The 13679-nt window shown below is 39.4% G+C and carries 3 protein-coding genes; all 3 read left to right on the top strand.

The window, feature by feature from the left end; translation table 11 throughout:
- The 3 genes from ACORHU_RS05070 (at nucleotide 1) to ACORHU_RS05060 (ending at nucleotide 13496) form a co-directional block, all read left to right on the top strand.
- Nucleotides 1-1179, top strand: coding sequence for a hypothetical protein (locus ACORHU_RS05070; RefSeq protein ID WP_434363786.1), 1179 nt, complete (start codon nucleotides 1-3; stop codon nucleotides 1177-1179).
- 243 nt (nucleotides 1180-1422) lie between these two features.
- The gene (locus ACORHU_RS05065) at nucleotides 1423-7599 is read left to right on the top strand and encodes a ZmpA/ZmpB/ZmpC family metallo-endopeptidase (RefSeq protein WP_434363784.1); all 6177 of its coding nucleotides are present in this window, start codon (nucleotides 1423-1425) and stop codon (nucleotides 7597-7599) included.
- A 41-nt stretch (nucleotides 7600-7640) separates the two neighbouring features.
- Entirely contained in the window at nucleotides 7641-13496 is a 5856-nt protein-coding gene (locus ACORHU_RS05060) for an SIALI-17 repeat-containing surface protein (protein WP_434363783.1), read from the top strand.
- The last annotated feature ends 183 nt before the right edge of the window (nucleotides 13497-13679 follow it).

The following is a 13679-nucleotide window of genomic DNA, read 5'->3' as shown; positions in this document are numbered from 1 at the left end:
ATGACACTTCCAGTTAGAAAAGCCTTGCACGATGCCGTATTACAGGCTTCAAAAGCGGATACTTGGGAACAAGCTACCAAGGAATGGAGTGAAGTTTCCTTGATTTTTAACGGTATCGGCCGTAGCAATTGTGTCTGTGGAAATGCTATCAAATACGCCTACGAACTCTTTAATGGTGTCACAGGCCAACGCCTCTTTCCGATTGGTAGCGACTGTGTTCGTCATTTTCATCGATTGACTCTTGACCAGCAACTGGAAGAGGAAGAAAAATTACTCAGAAAGGTTGAAAATCTGACCAGAAAAACCCAGAAAAAGGAAAAAATCAAAGTTAACAAAAGTGACTTTGACGAACGTCTTCTAAAGTGGCTCTGGGAAAAAGGTGTTTTCAAACCCAATCGTGGCAATCAGTTCTCACCTGAAAAAGACTACCAGCTCTTCCTAGAAGTCTTTCAAGGAGGAAGTTGGACCAAGGCAGAACCAAAGAAAAAGGCTCGGATGGAAGAAGTCCTTGAAAAGTGTATCAAACCCTTTTTACTTGGAAAACCAGATGACCAACTCTACCTTGTCAAGCTAGGCAAGGAGAAAATTGACTACGAACAGGAACTCCGTATCCAGGCAGAGAAAGAACGCAAGAAGAGGGATAAAATCGCCAAGCAATATGCAGACAATCTGGTTCTAGCTATGGGCCCAGCAGAGCGTGCTTATCAGGATTACTTTGGCTTTACAGAGACTCTAACTCAAGAAGAACGCAAGTGGGAGAAAATTCTTTTTGGTAAAAATCGAACAGAACGGGCTATCAAGGCCAAACAATACCAAAAAGAGCTGGAAAAAGACCAACGAATAGCTAGTCAGGATCCAATTGAAAGAAAGCAGAAGCAGACCTGGCTTCTCAATTCCTATTTTCGTGAGCTTCCTGAAGAAAAATCTAGATTTGCTCGGCTCTTATTAGAATATCGAAAGAGTGGAGAAGTGCCATTTTCAGCTGAATATCTGTCAGACCATCTGCTCAACTTTTTCTATAAAATGAAAGCTTTTGAGTTTGAAATCGCACCAGAACAAGTCCGAGATTTTCTAAAAGAAAGCCTCCAGGCAGATCATCTCTCTTCAGCACAAGAAAGCTGGATAGAAGGAATTCTCCTAAACTGCCTCAAACCATTTTTAGAACGATTATTGATATGAGTAACACCTACCGTGGAAATTTCATGGTAGGTTACATTTTATCCAAAAAGAGAAAATAGGAAATTGCAAACATTATTGCTTGGTATTTTATATATAAAACAAAGTATGAAAACGTAATGCAATTTTAAGACTTTTTGGTAAATTAAGAGTATAATCAAAGTGTAATGCCTTTTTTATAGATAATACGCTAATATATTAAAGGCCTTCGTAAGATAAATATAAATTTTATTTCAAGGAGGAATAATGGAAAAGTATTTTGGTGAAAAACAGCAGCGTTTTTCATTTAGAAAATTATCAGTAGGACTTGTATCTGCAACGATTTCAAGTTTATTTTTTATGTCTGTATTAGGTAGTTCATCTGTAGAAGCTCAAGAGACTAAAGGTGTTCACTATAAATATGTGACAGAGTCAGAGCTATCATCAGATGAGCAGAATAAGCTTGTCTATGATATTCCGACATACGTGGAGAATGATGATGAGACTTATTATCTTGTTTATAAATTAAATTCCCAAAATCAACTGGGAGAATTGCCAAATACTGGAAGCAAGAATGAGATGCAAGCCCTAGTTACTGGTGCTAGCTTAGCTGCTCTGGGAATTTTAATTTTTGCCGTTTCTAAGAAAAAAGTTAAGAATAAAACGGTATTACATTTAGTATTGGTTGCAGGAATAGGAAATGGTGTTCTTGTATCCGCTCATGCTTTAGAAAATAATCTTTTACTGAATTACAATACTGACTATGAATTAATCTCAGGAGAAAAATTACCTCTTCCTAAAGATATTTCAGGTTACAGATATGTTGGATATATCAAAGAGGGAAACATAACTTCTGAATCTAAAGTAAGTAATCAAGAGAAATCAGTAGCTACTCCTAAAAATCAACAAAAGGTGGATTATAGTGTTACACCGAATTTTGTCGAGAATCCATCAACAGTACAAGCTATGCAGGAACAAACATCTGTTTCTTCAACTAAGCCGACAGAAGTTCAAGTAGTTGAAAAAACTCTCTCTGCAGAATTAACCAATCCAAGAAAAGAAGAGAAACAATCTTCAAATTCTGCCGTTGTAAGCGCAAAAGGCGAACCTGCAACCCAATCTGCCTTACCAGAAGCTGTGGTAACCGATAAAGGCGAACCTGCAACCCAATCTGCCTTACCAGAAGCTGTGGTAACCGATAAAGGCGAACCTGCAACCCAACCTGCCTTACCAGAAGCTGTAGTAAGTGACAAAGGCGAGCCTGCAGTCCAACCAGCATTGCCAGAAGCTGTGGTAACCGACAAAGACACACCTGCAGTTCAACCTGAATTACCGGAAGCTGTGGTAAGTGACAAAGGGGAACCAACAGTGCAACCAGAGCTCCCCAAAGCAGTTGTTACTGACAAAGGGGAGCCTGCAGTTCAACCAGAGCTTCCCGAAGCAGTTGTAACTGATAAAGGCGAGCCTGCAGTTCAGCCAGAGCTTCCCGAAGCAGTTGTTACTGACAAAGGCGAACCTGCAGTTCAGCCAGAGCTTCCCGAAGCAGTTGTTACTGACAAAGGCGAACCTGCAGTTCAGCCAGAGTTACCAGATGCAGTCGTAACTGACAAAGGGGAACCTGCAACCCAATCTGCCTTACCAGAAGCTGTAGTAAGTGACAAAGGCGAGCCTGCAGTCCAACCTGAATCACCCGAAGCTGTTGTTACTGATAAAGGTGAACCTTCTGTCCAACCTGCCTTGCCAGAAGCTGTGGTAAGTGATAAAGGCGTACCGGCAGTCCAACCTGCGTTACCAGAAGCAGTTGTAAGCGCCAAAGGTGAGTCGGAAGTTCAACCTGAATTACCAGAAGCAGTTGTAACCGACAAAGGGGAGCCTGCAGTTCAACCAGAGTTGCCAGAAGCTGTTGTAACCGATAAAGGTGAACCTGCAGTTCAGCCAGAGTTACCAGAAGCAGTTGTAACCGACAAAGGGGAGCCTGCAGTTCAACCAGAGTTTCCCGAAGCTGTAGTAACTGACAAAGGTGAACCTGCAGTCCAACCCGTCTTACCAGAGGCTGTAGTAAGTGACAAAGGTGAACCTGCAGTTCAGCCAAAGTTACCAGAAGCAGTTGTAACCGACAAAGGGGAGCCTGCAGTTCAAGCAGAGTTGCCAGAAGCTGTTATAACCGATAAAGGGGAACCTGCAGTTCAGCCAGAGTTACCAGAAGCAGTTGTAACTGACAAAGGGGAACCTGCAGTCCAACCCGTCTTACCAGAGGCTGTAGTAAGTGACAAAGGGGAGCCTGCAGTTCAACCAGAGTTACCAGATGCAGTCGTAACTGACAAAGGTGAACCTGCAGTTCAACCAGAGTTTCCCGAAGCTGTAGTAACTGACAAAGGTGAACCTGCAATCCAACCCGCCTTACCAGAAGCAGTTGTAACTGACAAAGGGGAATCCGCTGTCCAACCTGCGTTACCAGAAGCTGTAGTAAGTGGCAAAGGTGAGCCTGAACAGGTAGCCCCACTTCCAGAATACACTGGTGATATTGATCAAGCAAAGCCAGATATTCCGACTGAAAAAACGAAAGAACAGGATCCAGAAAAAACACTCGAATTAAGAAATGTTTCGGATATTGAGTTGTACAGCCAGACGAATGGGACTTATAGACAACATATCTCATTGGATGGAATTCCAAAGAATACGGATAATTACTTTGTCAAGGTAAAATCTTCTGCATTTAAAGATGTCTATCTACCAGTTGCCTCAATAACTGAAGAGGAAAGAAATGGTCAGCCAGTTTATAAAATTACAGCTAAGGCTGAGAAACTCCAGCAAGAGCAGAACAATAAATATGTCGACCATTTCACCTTCTACCTCGATAAGAAGTCTAAAGAGGAAAAGACAAACTTTACTTCCTTTAGTAATCTGGTCAAAGCTATAAACCAAAATCCCTCTGGAACCTATCATTTAGCGGCCAGCCTGAATGCTAACGAAGTGGAGCTTGGTCCTGATGATAAATCCTATATCAAGGGCACCTTTACTGGTCAGTTGATTGGTGAAAAAGATGGCAAGAATTATGCTATCTATAATTTGAAAAAACCTCTGTTTGAAAACTTGAGTGGTGCTACAGTAGAAAAACTAAGTCTAAAAAATGTTGCTATTTCAGGGAAAAATGATATTGGTTCACTGGCAAATGAAGCTACGAATGGCACAAAGATTAAACAAGTTCATGTCGATGGTGTTCTGGCTGGAGAACGTGGTATCGGTGGTTTGTTGGCTAAGGCAGACCAATCAAGCATCACAGAGAGTAGTTTCAAGGGAAGAATTGTCAATACCTATGAAACAACAGCTGCCTATAATATTGGTGGTCTGGTCGGTCATTTGACAGGAAACAAAGCTTCACTGACTAAATCAAAAGCGACAGTAGTCATTTCATCCAACACCAATAGTTCAGATCAGACTGTTGGTGGGCTTGCAGGTCTAGTAGATCAAGATGCGCATATACAGGATAGCTATGCTGAAGGTGATATCAACAATGTCAAGCACTTTGGTAGAGTTGCGGGTGTGGCTGGATATTTGTGGGATCGAAAGACGAATGAGGAACAGCATGCAGGAAGATTGACCAATGTACTAAGTGATGTCAATGTAACCAACGGGAATGCTATTACCGGTTACCACTACAATGGAATGAAGGTGAAGGACACATTCAGCAGCAAGGCGAACAGAGTATACAATGTCACCTTGGTTAGGGATGAAGTAGTCAGCAAAGAATCCTTTGAAGAAAGAGGAACAATGCTAGATGCTTCTGAAGTGACTAATAAAAAAGCAGAAATCAATCCTCTCACTCCTCCAACAGTGGAGCCCCTTTCAACAAGTGGTAGTAAAGAAAGTGATTTTTCTAAGGTGAAGCATTATCAAGCTAACCGTGCTTTGGTTTATAAGAACATTGAAAAATTGTTACCTTTCTATAACAAGGCGACCATCGTGAAATACGGAAACCTGGTCAAGGAGAAAAGTCTCTTATATCAAAAAGAACTCTTGTCTGCAGTTATGATGAAGGATGACCAAGTAATCACAGATATTGTTTCTAACAAACAGACTGCAAATAAACTCTTACTTCACTATCAGGACCATTCATCTGAGAAGCTTGATCTCAAGTACCAGACTGATTTTGCCAAGCTAGCAGAATATAGTTTAGGGGATACAGGACTCCTCTACACTCCAAATCAATTCTTGTATGACCAAGACTCTATCATTAAGCAAGTCTTACCTGACTTACAAAAGGTTAACTATAAGTCGGATGCCATCAGAAAGACACTCGGAATTTCTCCAGATGTCAAGCAAACTGAGCTCTATCTGGAAGACCAGTTCGCCAAAACAAAACAAGATTTGGCAAACAGTTTGAAAAAACTCTTGTCAGCAGATGCTGGACTTGCTGGTGACAACTCAGTTACCAGAGGCTATCTTGTAGATAAAATCAAGAACAATAAGGAAGCCTTACTACTCGGTTTAACTTATTTAGAACGTTGGTATAACTTTAGCTATGGTCAAGTGAATGTCAAAGACCTAGTTATGTATCATCCGGACTTCTTTGGTAAAGGAAATACTTCACCATTAGATACTCTGATTGAGTTAGGTAAATCTGGCTTTAACAATCTTCTTGCTAAAAACAATGTCGATACTTATGCTATCAGTCTTGCCAGCCATCATGGAACGACAGATTTGTTTAGCACGCTAGAAAATTACCGAAAAGTCTTTTTACCAAACACTAGCAATAATGACTGGTTTAAAAAACAGACCAAAGCTTTCATTGTCGAAGAAAAATCCACTATTGCAGAGGTCAAAGCCAAGCAAGAGCAAGCAGGGACTAAGTATTCTATCGGTGTTTATGACAGAATTACTAGTAGTACTTGGAAATACCGCAATATGGTCTTGCCTCTCCTTACCTTGCCAGAAAGATCTGTATTTGTCATCTCAACCTTGTCTAGCCTAGGATTTGGAGCTTATGATCGCTACCGCAACAGCGATTATAAGGCTGGAGATGAACTCAATAAGTTTGTTGAAGATAATGCGCGTGAAACAGCCAAACGTCAGCGAGATCACTATGATTATTGGTATCGCATTTTAGATAAAGAAGGACGAGAAAAACTCTATCGTACAATTCTACTTTATGATGCCTATAAGTTTGGAGATGATAGAACCTCTGGAAAAGCTACAGTTGAGGCTCAGTTTGATAGTACCAATCCGGCGATGAAGAATTTCTTTGGTCCAGTGGGTAATAAAGTAGTTCACAATCATCATGGTGCTTATGCAACTGGAGATGGCGTTTACTATATGTCCTATCGTATGTTAGATAAGGATGGAGCCATTACTTATACTCATGAGATGACCCATGATTCAGATCAGGATATTTACCTTGGTGGCTATGGTCGAAGAAGTGGCTTGGGACCTGAGTTCTTCGCAAAAGGCTTATTGCAAGCTCCTGACCAACCAAGTGATGCAACTATTACCATCAACTCTATCTTGAAACATAAAATATCAGATAGTACAGAAGGCCAGCGATTACAAGTACTTGATCCAACTACAAGATTTAATAACGCAGCAGATCTTCAGAACTACGTCCACAATATGTTTGATGTCGTTTACATGTTGGAATATCTCGAAGGGCAATCTATCGTGAAACAGCTAGATGCTTATCAGAAAATGACGGCCCTGAGAAAAATCGAGAATAAATACGTAAAAGATCCTGCAGATGGAAATGATGTTTACGCTACTAACGTTGTACAAAATCTGACAGAAGAAGATGCCAAAAAATTGACTACTTTTGATAGTTTGATTACAAATAATATCTTGTCAGCTCGTGAATATAAGTCTGGGGAATATGAACGAAATGGCTACTATACGATTAAACTCTTTGCCCCAATCTATTCGGCTCTGAGCAGCAAGGGAACTCCGGGTGATTTGATGGGACGTAGAATAGCTTATGAACTTCTGGCTGCCAAAGGCTTTAAGGATGGAATGGTACCATATATCTCAAATCAATATGAAAAAGATGCAAAAACGGCGGGAAGTAAGATTAAGTCTTATGGTAAAGAAGTAGGTTTAGTTACAGATGAACTTGTCCTTCAAAAAGTATTTAACGGTCAATATAAAACTTGGGCAGAATTCAAGACAGCTATGTATCAAGAACGTGTGAAGCAGTTTGGGAACTTGAAGCAGGTTACCTTCAACGATCCAACTAAATCTTGGGCAAGTTTTGCAAGAAAGACGATTCATAGTGTAGAAGAACTGCAGCGATTAATGGACGAAGCTGTCCGTAAGGATGCAGATGAGAATCGTTATTCTTGGGACAACTATAATCCAGAATATGATAGTGCAGTTCATAAGTTAAAGAGAGCAGTATTTAAGGCCTATCTAAATCAAACTGATGATTTTAGAAGTTCAATTTTTAATAATAAAAAATAGTGTTTACTATTAGGAAATAAAATTAAAGAAGGTGATTACGATTGTCATTATTTAAAAAAGAACGGTTTTCAATCCGAAAAATCTGTGGGATTGTTGGTTCAGTTTTACTCGGAAGTATCTTGGTTGCACCGTCAATCATTCATGCTTCTACCTATCATTATGTTGAAAAAAGCGCTCTTACAAAGGAAGAACAAAGCAAGATTCAAGCAGGAATTCCTACTGATAATGAGGTAACTTATGCTCTTATTTATCAGCAGGAAGCTCTTCCTGCGACAGGTTCATCGACTTCTGTGCTTACAGCTTTAGGTCTATTAGCTGTTGGTAGTTTAGTCCTTTTGGTTCATAAAAAGAAAAAAGTTAGTAGTTTGTTCTTAGTTACTACTATCGGACTGATTAGTCTTTCTAGTATGCAAGCTCTCGATATAAGCAATCCTTTGAAAGCTCCAAGTAATGAAGGAGTAGTTCAAATTGCTGGATATCGTTATATTGGATACTTACCTCTTGATGATGATGCAATCTCAGAAATTCAACATAAAGTTGAGGGGACAACAAATGTTCCAGTATCTGAAATTCAAAGTGTTCATAATGAAGCGCCTAAAGCAGAAAAACCAGAGTACACTGCTCCAGTAGGTACAGTTCCAGATGAGGCTCCTAAGGCTGAGAAACCAGAACATACAGCACCAGTTGGTGGTAATCTGGTTGAGCCTGAAGTTCATGAAAAACCAGAATACACTAAACCAGTGGGCACAGTGCCTGATGAAGCGCCTAAAGCTGAGAAGTCAGAATACACTAAACCAGTGGGCATAGTGCCTGATGAAGCGCCTAAAGCTGAGAAACCAGAATACACTAAACCAGTGGGCATAGTGCCTGACGAAGCACCTAAAGCTGAGAAGTCAGAGTACACTGCTCCAGTAGGCACAGTCCCTGATGAAGCGCCTAAAGCTGAGAAACCAGAGTACACTCAACCTGTGGGTACAGTGCCTGACGAAGCGCCTAAAGCAGAGAAACCAGAATACACTAAACCAGTGGGCATAGTGCCTGACGAAGCACCTAAAGCTGAGAAGTCAGAGTACACTAAACCAGTGGGCATAGTGCCTGACGAAGCACCTAAAGCTGAGAAGTCAGAGTACACTGCTCCAGTAGGCACAGTCCCTGATGAAGCACCTAAAGCTGAGAAACCAGAATACACTCAACCTGTGGGTACAGTGCCTGACGAAGCGCCTAAAGCAGAGAAACCAGAGTACACTCAACCTGTGGGTACAGTGCCTGACGAAGCACCTAAAGCTGAGAAGTCAGAGTACACTGCTCCAGTAGGCACAGTCCCTGACGTTGCTCCTAAGTATGAGAAGCCAGCATACACTGAGCCTGTAGGTATGGCTCCAGACGAAGCACCTAAAGCTGAGAAACCAGAATACACTCAACCTGTGGGTACAGTGCCTGACGAAGCGCCTAAAGCAGAGAAACCAGAGTACACTCAACCTGTAGGCACAGTCCCAGATGAGGCACCTAAGGCAGAAAAACCAGAACATACAGCACCAGTTGGTGGTAATCTGGTTGAACCTGAAGTTCAACCAGCCTTACCCGAAGCTGTTGTAACTGAAAAAGGAGAACCTGAAGTTCAACCAGTCTTACCAGAAGCTGCTGTAACTGAAAAAGGGGAACCTGAAGTTCAACCAGTCTTACCAGAAGCGGTGGTAACCGAAAAGGGTGAACCAGAAGTTCAAGCTGAGTTGCCAGAAGCTGTAGTCACAGAAAAGGGTGACCCTGAAGTTCAAGCTGAGTTACCTGAATATACTACAAAAGTTGCACCAACTTTGACTTTGGATAAGGTTACAGAAGATGCTATGGATCGTTCAGCTAAATTGGATTACACTCTTGAAAATACAGGTAATGCTGAAATCAAGAGCATTATAGCTGAGATTAAGGATGGGAATACTGTTGTTAAGCGAGTTGACTTATCTAAAGAAAAATTGACAGATGCTGTTCAAGGTTTGGATTTATTCAAAGATTATACGATTTCAACTACTATGACTTATGATGTAGGTAAGGGTACAGAAGTATCGACTTTGGAAGATAGACCTTTACGTTTAGAGTTGAAAAAAGTTGAAATTAAAAATATCGCATCTACTAATTTAGTGAAGGTAAATGACGATGGAACTGAGACAACTAGTGATTTCATGAACGAAAAACCTTCAGATGAAGATGTGAAGAAAATGTACTTAAAAATCACTAGTCGTGATAATAAGGTAACACGTTTAGCAGTTGACTCTATTGAAGAGGTGACAGAAGAAGGTAAAAAACTTTATAAAATCACTGCTGAAGCGCAAGATTTGATTCAACATACAGACCCAACGAAGGTTCGTAATAAGTATGTGCATTATATTGAAAAACCAGTTCCAAAAGTTGATAACGTTTATTATAACTTTAAAGAATTGGTAGATGCTATGAATGCTGATAAAAACGGTACATTTAAAATTGGTGCAGATTTGAATGCCACTGGTGTTCCAACACCTAAGAAATGGTATGTTGACGGTGATTTTAGAGGTACATTGAAGAGTGTAGAGGGAAAACATTATACTATCCACAACACGGAGCGTCCTCTATTCAGGAACATTATCGGTGGTACAGTAACCAAAGTAAATATTGGGAATGTAAATATCAATATGCCTTGGGCAGACCGCATTGCACCGATTGCCGACACTATTAAAGGTGGCGCTAAAATCGAAGATGTCAAAGTGACTGGTAACGTATTAGGTAGAAACTGGGTATCTGGATTTATTGATAAGATTGATAACCAAGGTACACTCAGAAATGTGGCCTTTATCGGTAACGTAACTGCTGTCGGTGATGGTGGACAATACTTGACCGGTATTGTTGGTGAAAACTGGAAAGGTTTAGTAGAAAAAGCATATGTGGATGCTAATCTTGTCGGTGATAAGGCAAAAGCTGCGGGAATTGCTTATAGTTCACAAAACGGTGGGGATAACGGTGCTGTAAGTCGTGATGGTGCGATTAAGAAATCAGTTGCAAAAGGAACCATTAATGTAGCTAAACCAATTGAAAATGGTGGTGTTGTAGGAAGCATGAAGCATCACGGTTCCGTTGAAGATTCAGTTTCCATGATGAAAGTATCTAATGGTGAAATTTTCTATGGTTCTAGTGATATTGATTATGATGATGGCTATTGGACAGGAAATAATGTGAAGCGAAATTACGTTGTAGTAGGTGTCAGTGATGGGAATTCTAGCTACCAGCGTTCAAAAGATAAAAATCGTATTAAACCTATTTCTGAAGAAGAGGCAAAATCTAAAATTGAAGCTACAGGCATATCCGCAGATAAATACGAAATCAACGAACCTATAGTCAACCGCTTAAATCGTTTAACAAGAAAAGAAGATGAGTATAAGACAACTCAAGACTACAAATCCGAACGTGATTTAGCATATCGTAACATTGAAAAGCTTCAACCGTTCTACAACAAAGAGTGGATTGTTAACCAAGGTAATAAACTAACTGAAGGTTCAAACTTGTTGACAAAAGAAGTGTTATCAGTTACAGGAATGAAAGACGGACAATTTGTAACTGATTTATCAGATATTGATCATGTAATGATTCACTATGCAGATAAGACTAAAGAAATCAAAGCTGTTCATCAAAAAGAGTCTAAAGTAGCACAAGTTCGTGAGTATAGTATCGATGGATTGGGTGACATTGTTTATACACCAAACATGGTTGATAAAAATCGTGATCAATTGATTAAAGACATTAAAGATAGGTTAGCGACTGTTGAATTAATTTCTCCTGAAGTACGTGCCTTGATGGGTAATCGGGATAGAGCTGAAGAAAATACAGAGGAACGTAAAAACGGTTATATTCGAGATCTTTATCTCGAAGAAAGTTTTGCTGAAACGAAAGCTAATCTTGATAAATTTGTCAAATCTTTGATTGAAAATGCTGACCATCAATTAAATAGTGACGAAGCGGCTATGAAAGCACTTGTTAAGAAGGTGGATGAAAATAAAGCTAAAATCGTGATGGCTCTTACTTACCTTAATCGTTACTATGATATCAAGTATGGGGATATGACTATCAAGAACTTGATGATGTTTAAACCTGACTTCTATGGTAAGTCAGTTGACCTTCTTGATTTCTTGATTCGAATTGGATCAAGTGAGCGAAATATCAAGGGCGACAGAACTTTGGATGCTTATCGTGATATGATTGGTGGAACTATTGGTAAAGCTGAATTATATGGCTTCTTAGATTACAACATGCGTCTCTTTACTAACGATACTGATTTAAATGATTGGTTTATCCATGCGGCTAAGAATGTATACGTTGTGGAGCCTAAAACAACGAACCCAGATTTTGTTAACAAACGACATCGTGCATTTGATGGTTTGAACAACGGTGTTCATAATCGTATGATTCTACCTTTATTAACTCTTAAGAATGCACATATGTTCTTGATTTCGACTTACAATACAATGGCTTATAGCTCATTTGAGAAATATGGTAAGTATACAGAAGCTGAACGAGAGGCATTTAAAGATAAAATTAAAGAAGTTGCTCACGCACAACAAACTTACCTGGACTTCTGGTCGCGTTTAGCATTGCCAAGTGTACGTGACCAATTACTCAAGAGTCAAAATAGGGTTCCGACACCTGTTTGGGATAACCAAAACTATCATAACGTTGAAGGTGTAAATCGTATGGGTTATGATAAGAACAATAAACCAATTGCACCTATTCGTGAATTATATGGACCAACTTGGAAATTCCATAATACCAACTGGAATATGGGAGCTATGGCATCTATTTTCCCAGATCCTAATAATAATGACCAAGTTTATTTCATGGGAACAAATATGATTAGTCCGTTTGGTATTTCAGCCTTTACTCACGAAACAACACACGTTAATGATAGAATGCTTTACTTCGGTGGTCATAGACACCGTCAAGGTACAGACGTCGAAGCCTATGCGCAAGGTATGTTACAGACACCTGATAAATCGACAGGAAACGGTGAATATGGTGCTCTTGGTCTTAACATGGCTTATCATCGTGAAAATGATGGTGACCAATGGTACAATTATAATCCTGATAAGCTTCAAACTCGTGAAGACATCGATCGATATATGAAAAACTATAATGAAGCTCTGATGATGCTAGATCATCTAGAAGCTGATGCTGTTATCCCTAAATTACATGGTAATATTAGTCGATGGTTCAAGAAAATGGATAGACAATATCGCAAAAATGGAGAGCTACATCAATTTGATAAAGTTCGTGAATTAACTGAAGATGAGAAGAAGAAAATTGTTATCAACAACATTGATGATTTAGTCAACAATAATTTGATGACAAAACATGGCGCTCCTAGTGACAGAACATATAATCCAGAAGATTTTGATAGTGCTTACGTAAATATTAATATGATGACTGGTATCTATGGTGGTAATACTAGCCAAGGAGCACCTGGAGCTGCATCATTCAAGCATAATACTTTCCGTATGTGGGGCTATTTTGGTTATGAAAATGGATTCATTAGTTATGCATCTAGCAAATATCAAGGCGAAGCTGACAAAACCAATAAAAAATTATTGGGTGATGATTTCATTATCAAGAAAGTATCTAAGGATAAATTCAATAATCTTGAAGAGTGGAAAAAAGAATGGTTCAAAGAGGTTAAATCAAAGGCAGAAAAAGGATTTACTGCTATTGAAATTGATGGTCGTCGAATTACTAATTATGATGAGCTAAAATCCCTGTTTGATAAAGCAGTTGAAGAAGATCTTAAAATAGGTGGAACAGATAAAACTGTTACTCTTAAATCCAAGGTGTTCAAAGCTCTTCTTAAGAACACAGACGGTTTCTTTAATCCGTTATTTAAATAATATAAAAGCTGAGTAAGTGAAATAATATAGAGTTCAGAATCAGTCTGGCTCTATATTTTTATTTTTAAGAAGATGATTCGTCATCTTCTTTTTTTGATATTGGATGCGGTGAAAATCCTCTTTGTTGAAGGCTTATAGTTTTTGAAATCTAATATCCTTTATAAAAGTTTACTGTTTTGTAAA

It is taken from the genome of Streptococcus sp. KHUD_015 (genome assembly GCF_051106265.1).
Taxonomy (GTDB): domain Bacteria; phylum Bacillota; class Bacilli; order Lactobacillales; family Streptococcaceae; genus Streptococcus.
The sequence above is the reverse complement of the archived record's forward strand: the minus strand, read 5'-3'. Positions and strand labels throughout refer to the sequence as shown.